We start from the raw sequence: 14,864 nt of genomic DNA, 5'->3' as shown, positions 1-14,864 counted from the left end.
GTGGGGCGCACGGGGCCCGCCCGGCGTTCACCGGCTGGCGCGTTGGAAGGTTGCCCCGTGGCAACGGTGAGATGAGGCGAGTTCCGTAGGCGAGTGGACTCAGGGGGTGAGGGGGCGGCACACTTCGGGGGGCAGACGACGGAAGGGCCAGGACACGATGCCGCCGAGGGAGAATCCCACCGCTCGACAGGCGCGCCTCGGCGCGGAGTTGAGGAAGCTGCGCGAGCGGGCGGGCCGAACGGCCCGGGAGGCCGCTGGCATGCTCGGGACCGACCAGGGCAAGATCAGCCACATAGAGTCCGGCAGGATCGGCGTCAGCGAGGAGCGGATCAAGAAGCTGGCCACGTTCTACTGCTGCACCGACCAGGCGCTGCTCGAGGCGCTGTGCGCCATCGCCCGCGAGCGGCGGGGCCAGTTCTGGTGGGACGAGTACCGTGGCATGGTTGCTCCCGACCCGCTCAATGTGGCCGAGCTGGAGTACCACTCGGTGGGGATGCGCATCGTGCACATGGTCGCCATCCCCGGGCTGCTCCAGATCCCCGACTACACGCGGGCGTTGTTCCGCGCGGGGGTGGGGGAGCTGCCGGGCGAGGAGATCGAGACGCGCACGGAGTTCCGCATGCGGCGCAAGGTGGTGCTCGATCGCGACGACCCGCCGCCGTTCGAGGCGTTCATCCACGAGGCGGCGCTGCGCATGCGGTTCGGCGGGCGGCAGGTGGTGCGGCGGCAGCTCGAGTATCTGATGGAGGAGTCGGAGCGGCCCCGGATCACGGTGCATGTCATCCCGTTCACCAACGAGGACTTCTTCGAGGCGATCCAGCCGGTGCTCTACGCCAACGGCGTGGTCCCGCAGCTCGACACGCTCCAGATCGACACCCCGATCGGCGGCGCGTTCCTGGACGCCGAGGCCGAACTCGTCGCCTACCGCGCCTTCTTCGCCCGCGCGCGCAAGGTGTCCCTCGACCCGAACGAGTCCCGCCAGCTGATCCACCACATCGCCCGCGAGCTGTGAGGTGACCTGGCCGGTCGGGCCTCGGCGGCGAACGTTCGGGTGCGGTTCGTCGGGGAGCGGTCGGCCCGCCGGGGGAGCCCGCGGGCCCGCCGCGGGTCAGCCTCCCGCAGGGACGTGGCGGCGGGCGCGGTAGAGGAGGAACGCCGCGGTCGCCAGGGCCGCGCCGCGCAGCAGGAGGGGCCAGTGGTCGGTGAACGCCGCCTCCGCGTCACCCTCGGCGAGCGCCGCGCCCCAGTAGCCGCTGGCCCGGCCGAGCAGCCACGTCGCGTAGCCGCCCGCGATCAGCGCGGGCATGCCGAACGTCGCCCACTGCGCCTCCCTGCGGCTCAGCCGCGGCGACCAGTACGCGATGAGCCAGCCCGCGCCCAGCGCGACCACCGAGCCGATGACCGTCCCCGCCACGAGCACCGCGACGCCCAGCAGCTCGACGGGGCCGCCGACCCGCTTGCCCCCCAGCGCGGAACGGGCCAACCGCCGTCGGCGCGAGGGGCGTTGCCCGGCGGGCGGCGCCTCGGGCGGCCCCTCATCGGCGGCCCGCTCATCGGCCTCGTCGGCCTCGTCGGCCTCGTCCAGGTCCTCGGGGTCGCCCTCGACGGGCGGGCGCAGCAGCTCGGGGATCTCGATCCCGCCGAAGAAGCGGCCGATCTGACCGTCGGGCCAGTGCCCGGGCCGCTTGTCGAGCGAAACGGGCCCGCCCTCGGCCTCCCGGGGCGGCGGCACGGGCACGTCCCCGGGGGGGCGCGCGGGCGCGGAAGGGGGCGCGGTGGGCGGCGTGGGAGCGGAGGGCGGCGCCGCATGGGCCGCGGCCGCGACGATGTCCTCGGGCGGGCCCATCCGCCCCAGGATCCGCTTGACCGCCGCCTGGCTCTCCGCGCCCCCCGCGGCGGCCCGTTCGCGCCCGATCTCGTCCCGCACCCGGCTGACCAGCGAGGCGCGCTGCGCGGAGGACATGCTGGTCCCGTGCGCCAGGTCGCCGACGCGGCTCAGATAGTCGTAGACGAGCTGTTCGCTTTCGATTCCCACCACTGCCCCTGTGCTCCCCGACGATTCCGAGCATGTTAGTGGCCACGCGCAGCTGAAGGGGCGTGGCGGCGGAGAACCTGAGGGAACGCCGTTGTTCATCGTGGGTTCACCGAACGCCGCACAACCCGCTACCCACAGCTCGTTACATGGTGAACGCCCCGCGTCGGCGCCGCGAGGGCCCGGGTCCGAAGACCGCACGCACCGCGTTCTTCACTGCCGACAACGACAGCGAGGGAGAGCGCCATGGGCGCCTGGTTGAGCACGACGCATCCCCGCAGGCCGCCCGCGAGCGCGCCGGAGGACGGCATGGACGAGCCGCTGCCCCCCTCGACCCGCATCCCGCTCGGGACCGACCCCGTCGTCCTGCTCGCGGACTCCGACGAGCGCATCAGACAGGGGCTCACGGCCCAGCTCGCCAAGTACCAGGTGTCCGTGGTGCACTGCGCCGACGGCGCCGCCGCGCTGCTCGAGGCCGGGCTGCGCAAGCCGGATGTGCTGCTTGTGTCGGCCGACCTGCCCGTGATCGACGGCGCCACCGTGCTGCGCCTGGTGCGCCGCAGGCTGTCCATCCCCGTCGTGCTCGGCGTGGGCCCCGATGACACCGCGCAGGTGGCCCCCGCGCTCGCCGCGGGCGCGAGCGCCTGTGTCGCGCGCCCCTACCGCCCGCGCGAGGTCGCGCAGTTGCTCAGCCTGGCCGACCGGGGCAGCCGCGGCTGGGACCAGCCGCTGGTGTGCGGCCCGTTGACGCTCGACCCCAGCACGTACGAGGTGCGGATGCACGGCGTTCCGACGGCCCGGCTGCCGCTGCGTGAGTTCCAGCTGCTTCACTTGCTCATGCTCAACGCCGAGAAGGTCATCACCAGGGACCGGATCAGGGCGGAGCTGTGGGGCGAGGGGGCCCGCCGGTCGAACACCATTACCGTTCACATTCGGCGCCTTCGCGAGCGGCTCGGTGACGACCCGCACCACCCGGAGATCATCCAGACCGTCCGCGGCGTCGGATACCGGCTGGTGCCGCCCACGAGCTGAGTCAGGGCGTTCGACGGGCCTCCCGCCGAGGCCGTACGGGTCTCGGCGGGGAGGTCCGTTCCTTAACGATTCCAACTCTTTTTGTGAAACTACCGGTTCCGTTGAACCTATCTTTCTGTTCACCTTCTGGCCCCTGCGCCTTCGCTGGCCGCTCCTACGTTCTCCTCGACACTTTCAAGTCATCTGCACCCGGCCGGACCGGCTGGGCTTTGAACAAGGAGCAACGGCCATGCGCAACTGGCGCGCAAAGTCCGCCGCGATAGCCGCGGTGTCCGCCCTGGCCCTGGTCACGGCCTGTAGCAGCGACAACGAGGACAACGGCAACGGCGACACTGGCGACACCGGCGGGAACGGCGGCGAGGAGACCTCGGAGCTGTCCGGCACCATCGTCGGAGCGGGCGCCAGCTCGCAGGAGGCCGCGATGGGCGCCTGGATGGCCGGGTTCAACGCCCTCCACCCCGATGTCACGGTCGAGTACGACCCCTCGGGCTCCGGCGCGGGCCGCGAGCAGTTCATCGCGGGCGGCACCGACTTCGGCGGCACCGACGCCTACTTCTCCGAGGAGGAGGGCGAGCTCGAGGCCGCGACCGAGCGCTGCGGCGAGATCGTCGAGATCCCCGTCTACGTCTCGCCGATCGCGGTCGCGTTCAACCTCGAGGGCATCGACTCCCTCAACCTGAGCCCGTCGGTCATCGCCCAGATCTTCAACCAGCAGATCACCACCTGGAACGACGAGGCGATCGCCGCCGACAACCCCGACGTCGAGCTGCCCGACTCCGCGATCACCGTGGTGAACCGCTCCGACCCCTCGGGCACCACCGAGAACTTCGTCGAGTACCTGGCCGCCGCCGCCCCAGAGGACTGGCCGCACGAGGTCAGCGACGAGTGGCCGGTCTCCGGCGGCGAGGCCGCGCAGGGCACCTCCGGTGTCAGCCAGGCCATCTCGGGCGGCAACGGCACCATCGGCTACATCGACGCTAGCCAGGCCCGCGAGCTCGGCTCCGTCAACGTGGGCGTCGGCGAGGAGTTCGTGCCGTACTCGCCCGAGGCGGCCGCCTCCGTCCTCGCGGTGTCGGAGCGCGTCGAGGGCCGCGGCCAGTACGACTTCGCCTACGACCTGGCCCGTGACACCACCGAGGCGGGCACCTACCCGATCGTCCTGGTCTCCTACGCCATGGCGTGCGCCACCTACGATGACGCCGCCACGGCCGAGCTGGTCCAGGCGTTCCTCGGCTACATGATCAGCGCCGAGGGCCAGGAGGCCGCCGCCGCCGAGGCCGGTTCGGCGCCGCTCTCCGACGAGCTCCGCACCGAGTTCCAGGCCGCGGTGGACGCCATCTCCGCCGCCTGATCGAGCGCCCGATCTCCCTACGGTCCGGGCGGCCCCCCACCGAGGAGGCCGCCCGGACCTGGCCCTATCCGTCACATCCCGTCTGTCCCGCCTCCGGCGGACGACGCTATGCGCCCGGATAGGGCCGGGGCATTCCGGCCCCGGGCCGCCCAAGCCCCCGGCCGGTCGGGCCCCCACCGCTCATCGAAGACCGCCGACTTCAGAAAGGGAGAGACTGTGCCTCCCACCAAGGAGAGCAAGCGCGACCGGCCTGGGGCGGCCGAGGGCGGCCGCCCCAGGGGAACGCCCCAACGCCTGGGCGACCGCGTCTTCTCCGGCGCCTCCACCGGCGCTGGCGTGCTGATCCTGGTCATCCTCGCCGGCGTCGCCGCGTTCCTGATCGCCGAGGCGTGGCCCGCCCTGTGGGCCGACTCCGAGGACGTCACGGGCGGCGACGGCATCGTCCTCTACGTCTGGCCCGTGCTGTTTGGCACGCTCATCTCCGCCACGTTCGCCCTGGTCATCGCCACCCCGCTGGCGGTGGCCATCGCGCTGTTCATCTCGCACTACGCGCCGCGCCGCGTCGCCTCGCTGCTCGGCTATGTGATCGACCTGCTCGCCGCCGTGCCCAGCATCATCTTCGGCCTGTGGGGCGTCGCCGAGCTGGCGCCGATGACCGTGGGACCCACCGAGTGGCTTGCGGACAACCTCGGCTTCATTCCGCTCTTCGACGGCCCGGCGTCCGCCACGGGCCGCACGATGCTGGTGGCCATCATCGTGCTCGCCGTGATGATCCTCCCGATCGCCACGGCCGTCATCCGCGAGGCGTTCCTCCAGACGCCGAGGCTGCACGAGGAGGCGTCGCTCGCCCTCGGCGCCACCCGCTGGGAGATGATCCGGATGGCGGTGCTCCCGTTCGGACGCTCGGCCATCATCGGCGGCTCGATGCTCGGCCTCGGGCGCGCGCTCGGCGAGACCATGGCCGTGGCCATCGTGCTCTCCGCCAACCGCGACATCGTCAGCTTCGACCTGATCAGCAGCGCCAACTCCTCGACGATCGCGGCCAACATCGCGCTGTCGTTCCCCGAGTCCTCAGGGCTCGACGTCAACACGCTGATCGCCTCGGGCCTCGTCCTCTTCGCCGTCACCCTGCTGGTCAACATGGGGGCCCGCGCGGTGATCAACCGGCGCCGTGAATTCTCGGGAGCCAACTGATGTCCACTGAGACCACCCTGGACAAGACCCCGCCGCCCCCGGATGTGCTCCCTCCGGTGCCGCTCTCCCGCGGGTCGCTGCCCCGGGGCGCGGCCCCCGGCGTCCTGCTCGCGTTCGTCGCCGTGGCCGCGGCGCTGTGGCAGCTCGCCGACGTCAATCCCGCGGTGTGCGGGATCGGGGCGGCCCTCGGCTACTCCGTCGTGATCTACGCCTGGTCCCGCGCGGTCGAGGGCCCGCGGGGCGCGTTCGACCGGCTGGTCACGGCGATCGTCTCCTCGGCGTTCGTCCTGGCACTGCTGCCCCTGGTCTCCGTGCTCACCGCGGTCGTCGACCGGGGTCTCGAGCGCTTCGACTCCGAGTTCTTCAACAACTCGATGCTCGGCGTCGTCAACGAGGGCGGCGGCGCGAGCCACGCCGTCACCGGCACGCTCATCATCACCGGCATCGCCGCGCTGATGTCCGTGCCGATCGGCATGATGACCGCGATCTACCTCATCGAGTACGGCCGCGGGCGCCTGGCCCGCTCCATCACGTTCTTCGTCGACGTGATGACCGGCATCCCCTCGATCGTGGCGGGCCTGTTCGTCTACGCGCTCTTCGAGCTGTTCTACGGGCCCGGCATCCGCATGGGCTTCATGGGCTCGGTCGCGCTGAGCGTCCTCATGATCCCCGTGGTGGTGCGCTCCACCGAGGAGATGCTCAAGCTCGTGCCCAACGAGCTGCGCGAGGCGTCCTACGCGCTGGCCGTGCCCAAGTGGCGCACGATCGTCAAGGTCGTGCTCCCCACCGCGATCGCGGGCATCGCCACCGGCGTCACGCTGGCCATCGCGCGCGTCATCGGCGAGACCGCCCCGCTGCTGATCACCGTGGGCATCACGCGCGGCGACAACTTCGACCCGTTCAACGAGCGGATGGCGACCCTCTCGGTCTACTCCTACACGCAGTACCAGAACGCCCCGGGCTTCGCGCGCGAGGCGTTCGTGGACCGGGCGTGGGCCGCCGCGCTCACCCTGATCCTCATCGTGATGGCGCTCAACCTCGTGGCGCGCCTGATCGCCCGCCTGTTCGCCCCGAAGACCCGCAGCTAGCGGTCACCAGCCAAAGGAAGCGAAGCACAGTGGCCAAGCGCATCGAGGTCAAGGGCCTCGACATCTACTACGACACGTTCCTCGCCGTGCAGGGCGTCACGATGACGATCGAGCCGCGCTCGGTCACGGCCCTCATCGGCCCCTCGGGCTGCGGCAAGTCGACGTTCCTGCGCACCCTCAACCGCATGCACGAGCTGGTGCCCAAGGCGCGCGTCGAGGGCAAGGTCCTCATGGACGAGCAGGACCTGTACGGCGCGAACGTCGACCCCGTCGGCGTCCGCCGCCACATCGGCATGGTGTTCCAGCGGCCCAACCCGTTCCCGACCATGTCGATCTACGACAACGTCGCGGCCGGGCTCAAGCTCAACAACAAGCGCATGAAGAAGACCGACCTCGACGCCCTCGTGGAGCGCTCGCTGCGCTCGGCCAACCTGTGGGAGGAGGTCAAGGACCGCCTGGCCAAGCCGGGTTCGGGCCTCTCGGGCGGCCAGCAGCAGCGCCTGTGCATCGCCCGCGCGATCGCGGTGGCGCCCGACGTGCTGCTGATGGACGAGCCGTGCTCCGCGCTCGACCCCATCTCCACGCAGGCGATCGAGGACCTGATCACGGAGCTGAAGGAGCAGTACACGATCGTCATCGTGACCCACAACATGCAGCAGGCGCAGCGGGTCAGCGACGTCACCGGCTTCTTCAACCTCAAGGCCATCGGCGAGCCGGGCGGGCTCGTGGAGATCGACAGCACCACCAAGATCTTCACCAACCCGGCCAACCAGGCCACCGAGGACTATGTCTCGGGCCGCTTCGGCTGAGCACCTGCCATGCACAACCGGCTCGTCCGCGCCGCCGCGCCCGCCGCGGCGGCTGCCGTCCTGCTCGCCGCGAGCGCGGGGTGCACCGGGGGCGGTGACGGTGACGCCACCGTCACCCGGGGCACGCTCACCGGCGAACTCACGGGCTCGGGGGCCACGTTCCCCGACCCGCTCTTCCAGGAGTGGATGTCCTACTACAGCGAGTCGATCGAGACCCGGGTCTCCATCGACTACCACGCCGTCGGCTCGGGCGGCGGCATCGAGCAGTTCCTCTCCGACACCGTGGATTTCGGCTCGTCGGAGCGCTACCTCCAGGAGAGCGAGCTGACGGTGGCGAACGACGTGCGCGGCTGCGCGGCCGTGCAGTTCCCCGTCGTCTTCGGCGCTGTGGTCATCGCGCTCAACGACGACGCGCTCGACGGCCTGATCCTCACCTCCGAGGTGATCGCCCGGGTCTACGACCGGCAGATCACGCACTACGACGACCCGGCGATCGCCGCGCTCAACCCCGGCATGGAGCTTCCGCACGAGGAGATCGTCCCCGTGCACCGCTCGGACGGCTCGGGCACGACGTATGTCTTCACGCGCTATCTGACCACCGAGGTCGGCTTCTGGGCCGAGGAGTACGCCGAGGGCACGGACATCGACTGGCACGCCGACACCCTGGGCGGCGAGGGCAACGAGGGCGTGGTGCGCGGCGTCACGGAGAACCCCGGGGGTCTCGGCTATGTCAACCAGTCCTATGCCCTCAGCGCCGGTCTCGCCACGGCCCGCGTGGTCAACGAGGACGGCGTGCCGGTCGAGCCCACCCTGGCCGCCACCACGGCGGCCTCAGAAGAGGCCGAGATCCCCGACGACTTCCAGTTCAACATCGACGACATCGGCGGCGATGGCTACCCCATCACGGGCGCCAACTGGATCTTCGCCTACGAGTGCGGCTACGACGACGAAACGGCCGCGCTGCTGCGGGACTTCTGGACCTGGGCCCTTGAGGACACCCAGGCGGACCGTTTCGCCGCCGAGCTCGGCTACGCGCCCATGGGCCGCGACCTGAAGGAGCGCGTGATCAGGGAGATCGCACGTGTCAACCTTTCCTGAGAGCCCTCCCGAGCAGGCCCCCGAGCAGGCCCCCGAGCAGGCCCCCGAGCAGGTCCCCGAGGCCGCGCGGACAGGGCCTGGCACCATGGCCGTTATGCGCCATACCCCGCACCGCCAGGCCCTGACCGTCGGATTCGACCTCGACATGACGCTCATCGACTCGCGCCCCGGCATCAGGGCGACCTATCTCGCCCTCTCCGCAGAGACGGGCGTCCCCATCGACGCCGACCTCGCGGTGACCCGCCTCGGGCCGCCCCTGGAGCAGGAGTTGGCGCACTGGTTCCCCGCGGAGCGCATCGCGGAGGCGGGCGACCGCTACCGCGCCATGTATGTGACGCACGCCATCGCCGCGACCCCCGCGCTGCCGGGCGCGCGCGAGGCGATCGCCGCGGTGCACGCGGCGGGCGGCCGGGCGATAGTCGTCACCGCCAAGCACCAGCCCAACGCCAAGCTGCACATGGACCACCTCGGGCTGGCCCCCGACGCGGTCATCGGCTCCCTGTGGGCCGAGGCCAAGGGCGAGGCGCTGCGCGCGCACGACGCCGCGGTCTATGTCGGCGACCACGTCGGGGACGTGCGCGGCGCTCGGGCCGCGGGCGCGGTCTCGGTCGCGGTGGCCACCGGGCCCTGCCCGGCCGACGAGCTGCGCGAGGCGGGCGCCGACGCGGTGATGCCCGACCTCAAGGGCTTCCCCGCCTGGCTCGACGCCTACCTGGCCGCCTGAGTGCGGGCCCGCTCCCGCATCGCCGCCCGGTCGCGGCGCCGCTGGTGGACCACGGAACGGGCAAGGCCAGCCCCCGCGATCGCGAAGCCGACGCCCATCAGCATCGACACCACATAGGCCGCGGTGGGCAGCGGCTCGGCGCCGATGAGCAGCGGCACCACCGTCGCCGCCGTCGCCACCGCCCCCACGGCGAACACCACACCGCCGACGCGCACCAGCGCGTCCCCCTGATCCGACACGTCGCTCTCGCTCACTCCTCCAGGGTCGCAGGCGCGCATACTCGCGCTGACCGGGGGGCAGTGATCCTCCGAAACGGCCCGGCGGCATCTTGTCACCGGGCCCGGGGCGATTAGCCTGGGAGGCGGCGGGGCTGGTTCTTCGAAAGATTCCCAGGTCCGCCTCATTGTTATGGAAACGAGTGCGAGGACGAGGACACGTGCCTACCGGCAAGGTCAAGTGGTTCAACAGCGAGAAGGGCTTCGGCTTCCTTTCCCGTGACGACGGCGGCGATGTCTTCGTGCACTCATCGGCCCTGCCCAGCGGAGTCGAGGCGCTGCGGCCGGGCCAGCGCGTCGAGTTCGGCGTGGTGGCGGGCCAGCGCGGCGACCAGGCGCTCTCGGTGACGTTGCTCGACCCCGTGCCCTCGGTCGCCGCGGCCCAGCGGCGCAAGCCGGACGAGCTGGCGTCGATCGTCCAGGACCTCACCACCCTGCTCGACGGCGTCTCCCAGCAGCTCGAGCGCGGCCGTTACCCCGAGAAGGCCAGCGGCCGCAAGATCGCCGGGATGCTCAGGGCCGTCGCCGACCAGCTGGACGTCTGACCGCCCGCCAGGACCCGCCCCGCCGCCCTCCAGCCAAGGACGCGCCTCCCGCCGCCTCACAGCGTGACCCGTGGCACCAGGCCCACATCGGCCGCCCTCGTCAGCAGCTCCCTGACCGCCGCGTGGCCCGCCGCGCCCAGGTCCTCGGTGAACTCGTTGACATACAGGTCGATGTGGGCCTGGGCCACGGTCGGCTCCATCTCCTGGGCGTGGGCCAGCACATAGTCGCCGCTGGCCGACGGGTCCGCCCACGCGTGCCGCACCGAGGCGCGGATGGCGTCGGTGACCTCGGCGATCCGCCGCTCGCCCAGCGACCGCCTGGCGACGATCGCGCCCAGCGGGATGGGGTGCCCCGTGGTCCCCTCCCAGAACTCCCCGAGGTCGGCCAGGCGCGTCAGCCCATAGCGCTGGAACGTGAAACGCGCCTCGTGGATGACGAGTCCCGCGTCCACGCGCCCGTCCCGCACGGCGGGCATGATCTCGTGGAACGGCATCACCCGCACCTCGCCCACCCCGCCGGGGACATGGTCGGCCACCCAGAGCCTGAACAGCAGATAGGCCGTGGACCGCTCGGCGGGCACGGCCACGGTCTTCCCCGCAAGACCGGCGGCCCCGACCTCGCCCGCGGTGAGCACGAGCGGCCCGCAGCCCCGGCCGAGCGCGCCGCCGCACGGCAGCAGCGCATAGGCGTCCAGGACATACGGCAGCACGGCGTAGGACACCTTGAGCAGGTCGCCTTCGCCGCGCTCGGCGAGGCCGTTGGTGATGTCGATGTCGGCGAACGTCACCTCCACGGGCGGCGCGCCGGGCACCAGGCCGTGGGCCAAGGCGTGGAAGACGAACGTGTCGTTGGGGCAGGGCGAGTAGGCGATGCCGAGCGGGTCAGCCACGGCGTTCCTCCCAGGAGTCGACAACGGGCCAGAGCGCGGCGCACGCCTCCGTCAGCGCCGTAAGGGCCTCGGGAACGCGCCACGCGGAGCGGTCGCGCGGGCCGACCGCGTTGGAGACGGCCCGCACCTCGAGGGCGGGAACGCCGTGCAGCGCGGCGGCGCTCGCCACCCCGAACCCCTCCATCGCCTCGGCCACGGCGCCCACATGACGCCCGGCCAGCTCGGCGGCGCGGTCGGCGGTGCCGGTCACGGTGGAGACCGAGAGCACGGGCCCGTGCGCCGACCCCGTGGCGGCGGCGACGGCGCGCGCCAGCGCCTCGGGCGGCTGACGGACCACCAGGCCGAAGCCCAGGGTCGCCGCGTCGGCGAAGCCCTCGCCGGTCTCGCCGCCCAGGTCGGCGGCCACCATGGAGGAGGCCACCACGGTGGACCCGACGGGCGCGGCGGGCGCGAAGCCGCCCGCGATGCCCGCGGAGACCACCAGGTCGTAGGGGTCGAGGGCGAGCGCGATGGCCGTCGCGGTCCCCGCGGCGGCGAGCGAGGGGCCGACGCCGGTGGCCAGCGCGTCCACGGTGAGGCCCGTCCCCGCGGGGGCGAAGCGCCGCGGGGCCAGCTCGCCGCGCAGCGGCACGGGCCGCGCGTCAGCCCCCGCCGCGACTGCGTCGCGCTCGGCCGGGACCGCGGTGATCACGAGGACGCGCTTCGGCATGGCGGCGGCCCCGTCAGTCCCCGGCCGAACCGGGCGTCAGCTCGGCGTTCCACACGCCCCTGAACGTCCCGAACAGCCGCTCGTCCAGCTCGGCTTGCGTGGTCGACGCGAACAGCCGCTCGGCGTCGAACTCGTCGCTGACCTGCGCGACCGAGATCAGCAGCGGCTCGGGCGCCGCCGCGGGGCTCACCGCGGTCTCGGCCCGCATCGGCGTCCCCGCGAGGTCGTCCACGTCGAACGTCTGGTACGTCGAGGTGTAGGGGGTCACCTCGTGCAGGACCCCGTTGACCAGCAGGAGCCAGCCGCTGTCCGCGACCTCCCTGTCGACCCCGACGCGGAACGTGTCGCCCGGGTCGACCGTGAACGTCGGCGCGCCATCGGCGTCCGCCCTGCACTCCCTGCCGCGCTCGGGGGTCAGGGTGTCGCCGCCGTGCTCCCAGCAGTCGTCGGGGGCCTCGGTGGAGGCGGTGTGCGAGCCGAGCGTGAAGTGGGCGAGAGGGCTGGGCTTCTGGCAGCCCGCCAGGACCGCGAGGCCCAGCGGGAAGGCGCCGAGGGCGACGGCGGCGCGGATGGCCCTGCGGCGGCCCCTTGGCGTGACGAACGCGGTCATAGCGGCAGGTTAACCCGGGTGTGCGGGCCGTTTCGCCTCCGGGGGGTCACCTGACGCGCGGGGTCGGCGAACCGCGCCGCGCGGCGGAGATCAGGCCGCGCAGCGACAGCACCGTGCCGAGGGCCACGACGCACGCGGCGGCCGACATCCCGAGCGTGCCGTTGAGCGGCAGCGAGATCCCTATGGCACCGCCCGCGACCCACGCCATCTGGAGCGAGGTCTCGGAGCGGGCGAACGCCGACGTGCGCACCACCTCGGGCACGTCCCGCTGGATCATCGCGTCGAGCGACAGCTTCCCCAGCGCCTGGCAGAACCCCGCAGCCGCGCACACCGCCACGACCGTGACGGTCAGATAGCTGGTCGCCGCCGTGGTCGTGAGCCCCAGCGCGATCAGCAGCACCATCAGCAGGATCAGCTCGGGCGCGCGGTCGCGGATCCAGTTCCCCATGAGGTTGCCCAGGGCGTTGCCCGTGCCCGCGGCGACGCCGACCAGGCCGAGGGAGAACGCGGCGGTGAGCGCGCCCAGCGGCTCGTTGCGCAGGAGGAAGGCGAGGAAGAACAGCAGGAAGCCGGAGAGGCCGCGGAGCGAGGCGTTGGCGAGCAGCGCCTTGAACACCGGCGAGTCCACCGCCCTCAGCACCCCGCCGCGCCCGCCGTCCTCCTTGGTGCTCGCCGCCGCGGCCCGCGCCTCGGCGAGCTCCGCGAGGTGCACGCGCCGCTCGCCGCGCGCCAGGTCGACCCGCCCCGGCAGCCGGAACGACATGAACGCGCCGATCACCGTGATCACACAGGCCCCGTAGAGCGGCCAGCGCTCGCCGATGGCGTTGAGGCCGAGGCCGATGGGCGCGGCGGCGCCCGCGGAGATGAGCCCGGTGAGCGTGATGCGGGCGTTGGCCTTCACGAGCGAGACCCGCTGCGGCTGGAGGCGGGGGACGACGGCGGACCTGACGATGTTGTACGCCTTGGAGCACACCATGACGCCAAGCGCGGCCGGGTAGAGCCCGATGCTGTCGGTGGTCACGGCGCCCGCGATGACGAGCGCGAGCCCGCCGCGCGCCAGCAGCGCCCCGGCCATCGCGGCGCGGCGACCGTGCGGGAGCCGGTCGAGCAGGGGGCCGATGACGGGCGCGAGCAGGATGAAGGGCGCCATCGTCACGGCCAGGTAGAGCGCGACCCGGCCGCGGGCCTCGTCGGTGGGGACGGAGAAGAAGATGGTGGAGGCGAGCGCCAGCGTGATGAGCGCGTCGCCCATCGAGTGCACGGCGTGCAGCTCGATCAGCTTGGCCAGCCCCGACTCCCCGGCGCCGTGCGCGTGGGTGGCCCTGCGGATCCTGCGCCCGACGGCCCGCGGGATGGCGGGCAGGGCACGACCGGCCGCCCGGACTGTCCGGAGCATGACCCCGGAGCCGGATCCTTTCTTCGCGTCCGACGAGCTGCCAGCAGCCACGGCGCAAGCCTAGGCCCTGTCAGGGCGATCTCCGAGGACAAGTCCGCGCCGTCGGACGCGGGCCCCGCCACCGGAGTTCGTCGGCGCTTCCCCGCGGGTGCGGGCCACGCGGCGGGCGCCGCTCCGGTTGCGGTAGCGTGGGCGAACGGTGCGCCTTGCCTCGTTCAGCGCGACGTTCGCAGCGGTCCCGTGTCCGCTCCGTCGGCTCCGTTCGCCTCCAGGCGCCCGCACCGGACTAAACGGCGTAGGAGTGAGGGTTTGTGAGCGACGGTCGCGCGGCAGCCGGGCCGCAGGAACAGACGGGGGCCGAGCAGCCGTCGCGGGGGCGGGCGGCGCCCGACCGGCTGTGTGCCGAGGCCGTCGAGCTGGCGCGGGAGGCCGCCGAGCAGGCCGCGCACCCGCACCCGCTCGGCGCGTATCTGGGCCTGGTCACCGAGGGGGACCGGCTGGTCACCCACCTCTTCGAGAGCCGCGAGCCCGGTTACCCGGGGTGGCGCTGGGGGGTCACGGTCACGCGCGCGGCGCGGGCGCGCTATGTCACGGTCGACGAGGTCGCGCTGACCCCGGGGCCCGACGCGTTGCTCGCTCCCGACTGGGTGCCGTGGAGCGAGCGGCTGCGGCCCGGCGACATGGGCCCTGGCGACCTGCTGCCCACCGAGAGCGACGACCCGCGCCTGGAGGCGGGATTCGTGTCGGACGCTCCCGAGACCGAGCCCGCCGAGGTCGCGTCGGAGCTGGGCCTGGGGCGGCCCAGGGTGCTGGCGTGGGTCGGGCTCCAGGACGCGGCGGACCGCTGGGAGGAGCAGTACGGGCCGCGCACGCCGATGGCGCAGGCCGCCCCGGCTTCCTGTGTGAGCTGCGGGTTCCTGCTGCCGATGGCGGGGGCGCTGCGGCAGGCGTTCGGCGTGTGCGCCAACGAGTTCTCGCCCGCCGACGGGCACGTGGTGTCCCTCGCCTACGGCTGCGGCGGTCACTCGGAGGCGGCGGTCATGCCCGAGCCCCAGGTCCCGGCCCCTCCGGTGATCGACCACCTGGGCGCCGATCCGCTGTAGCCGATCCG

The 14,864-nt window shown here is 72.6% G+C and carries 16 protein-coding genes; 10 read left to right on the top strand and 6 right to left on the bottom strand.

Annotated elements, in window-relative coordinates:
- Window positions 1-157: 157 nt before the first annotated feature.
- On the top strand, window positions 158-1,012 hold the full coding sequence (locus tag DEH69_RS13965; protein WP_113687268.1) for a helix-turn-helix transcriptional regulator: 855 nt from the start codon (window positions 158-160) through the stop codon (window positions 1,010-1,012).
- A 96-nt stretch (window positions 1,013-1,108) separates the two neighbouring features.
- Here the strand turns inward: DEH69_RS13965 and DEH69_RS13960 are convergent, their stop codons facing one another.
- Window positions 1,109-2,035 (bottom strand): hypothetical protein, encoded by a 927-nt coding sequence (locus tag DEH69_RS13960; protein WP_113687398.1) that lies wholly within the window; start codon window positions 2,033-2,035, stop codon window positions 1,109-1,111.
- A 243-nt stretch (window positions 2,036-2,278) separates the two neighbouring features.
- On the opposite strand from DEH69_RS13960, the gene DEH69_RS13955 reads away from it, so the two are divergent.
- The 7 genes from DEH69_RS13955 to DEH69_RS13925 all read left to right on the top strand — a co-directional run bounded on the left by DEH69_RS13955 (window position 2,279) and on the right by DEH69_RS13925 (window position 9,328).
- Window positions 2,279-3,064: a response regulator transcription factor gene (locus DEH69_RS13955; protein ID WP_258534661.1), complete on the top strand. Its 786-nt coding sequence runs from the start codon at window positions 2,279-2,281 to the stop codon at window positions 3,062-3,064.
- Between the two features lie 229 nt (window positions 3,065-3,293).
- Complete coding sequence (pstS, locus tag DEH69_RS13950) at window positions 3,294-4,415, top strand: phosphate ABC transporter substrate-binding protein PstS (RefSeq protein WP_113687267.1); 1,122 nt, start codon at window positions 3,294-3,296, stop codon at window positions 4,413-4,415.
- A gap of 216 nt (window positions 4,416-4,631) precedes the next feature.
- Window positions 4,632-5,609 (top strand): phosphate ABC transporter permease subunit PstC, encoded by a 978-nt coding sequence (gene pstC, locus DEH69_RS13945; protein WP_258534660.1) that lies wholly within the window; start codon window positions 4,632-4,634, stop codon window positions 5,607-5,609.
- A complete protein-coding gene (pstA, locus tag DEH69_RS13940) occupies window positions 5,609-6,697 on the top strand; it encodes a phosphate ABC transporter permease PstA (RefSeq protein ID WP_113687265.1) in 1,089 nt (362 codons plus the stop codon). The genes pstC and pstA overlap by 1 nt, the downstream gene beginning before the upstream one ends.
- Before the next feature lie 29 nt (window positions 6,698-6,726).
- On the top strand, window positions 6,727-7,506 hold the full coding sequence (gene pstB, locus DEH69_RS13935; protein WP_113687264.1) for a phosphate ABC transporter ATP-binding protein PstB: 780 nt from the start codon (window positions 6,727-6,729) through the stop codon (window positions 7,504-7,506).
- A 9-nt stretch (window positions 7,507-7,515) separates the two neighbouring features.
- Window positions 7,516-8,604, top strand: a complete 1,089-nt coding sequence (gene pstS / locus DEH69_RS13930; RefSeq protein WP_113687263.1) for a phosphate ABC transporter substrate-binding protein PstS — start codon at window positions 7,516-7,518, stop codon at window positions 8,602-8,604.
- A gap of 94 nt (window positions 8,605-8,698) precedes the next feature.
- Entirely contained in the window at window positions 8,699-9,328 is a 630-nt protein-coding gene (locus DEH69_RS13925) for an HAD family hydrolase (protein WP_113687262.1), read from the top strand.
- Here DEH69_RS13925 and DEH69_RS13920 read toward each other — a convergent pair.
- Window positions 9,313-9,582, bottom strand: a complete 270-nt coding sequence (locus tag DEH69_RS13920) for a hypothetical protein (protein WP_258534659.1) — start codon at window positions 9,580-9,582, stop codon at window positions 9,313-9,315. The two genes, DEH69_RS13925 and DEH69_RS13920, sit on opposite strands and share 16 nt — an antisense overlap.
- 182 nt (window positions 9,583-9,764) lie before the next feature.
- Here DEH69_RS13920 and DEH69_RS33455 point away from each other — a divergent pair, with 182 nt between their 5' ends.
- Window positions 9,765-10,148 (top strand): cold-shock protein, encoded by a 384-nt coding sequence (locus DEH69_RS33455; protein ID WP_113687260.1) that lies wholly within the window; start codon window positions 9,765-9,767, stop codon window positions 10,146-10,148.
- Window positions 10,149-10,204: 56 nt separating this feature from the next.
- On the opposite strand, the gene DEH69_RS13910 is transcribed toward DEH69_RS33455, so the two are convergent.
- The 4 genes from DEH69_RS13910 to DEH69_RS13895 are packed head-to-tail and all read right to left on the bottom strand — an operon-like array spanning window position 10,205 to window position 13,753.
- Window positions 10,205-11,038, bottom strand: coding sequence for a 1,4-dihydroxy-6-naphthoate synthase (locus DEH69_RS13910; protein ID WP_113687259.1), 834 nt, complete (start codon window positions 11,036-11,038; stop codon window positions 10,205-10,207).
- Window positions 11,031-11,747 carry a futalosine hydrolase gene (locus tag DEH69_RS13905; protein WP_113687258.1) on the bottom strand — a complete coding sequence of 239 codons (717 nt, stop codon included), beginning with the start codon at window positions 11,745-11,747 and terminating at the stop codon, window positions 11,031-11,033. Before DEH69_RS13905 ends, DEH69_RS13910 begins: the two co-directional genes overlap by 8 nt.
- A gap of 13 nt (window positions 11,748-11,760) precedes the next feature.
- Complete coding sequence (locus tag DEH69_RS13900; protein WP_113687257.1) at window positions 11,761-12,357, bottom strand: hypothetical protein; 597 nt, start codon at window positions 12,355-12,357, stop codon at window positions 11,761-11,763.
- A 46-nt stretch (window positions 12,358-12,403) separates the two neighbouring features.
- Window positions 12,404-13,753 carry an MFS transporter gene (locus DEH69_RS13895; protein ID WP_113687256.1) on the bottom strand — a complete coding sequence of 450 codons (1,350 nt, stop codon included), beginning with the start codon at window positions 13,751-13,753 and terminating at the stop codon, window positions 12,404-12,406.
- A 395-nt stretch (window positions 13,754-14,148) separates the two neighbouring features.
- On the opposite strand from DEH69_RS13895, the gene DEH69_RS13890 reads away from it, so the two are divergent.
- A complete protein-coding gene (locus tag DEH69_RS13890) occupies window positions 14,149-14,856 on the top strand; it encodes a DUF3027 domain-containing protein (protein ID WP_258534671.1) in 708 nt (235 codons plus the stop codon).
- Window positions 14,857-14,864 lie beyond the last annotated feature (8 nt).

It is taken from the genome of Streptomyces sp. PT12, from assembly GCF_003311645.1.
Classification (GTDB): Bacteria; Actinomycetota; Actinomycetes; order Streptomycetales; family Streptomycetaceae; genus Streptomyces.
Note: the sequence above shows the minus strand (reverse complement) of the source record. Positions and strands in the feature narration are given on the sequence as shown.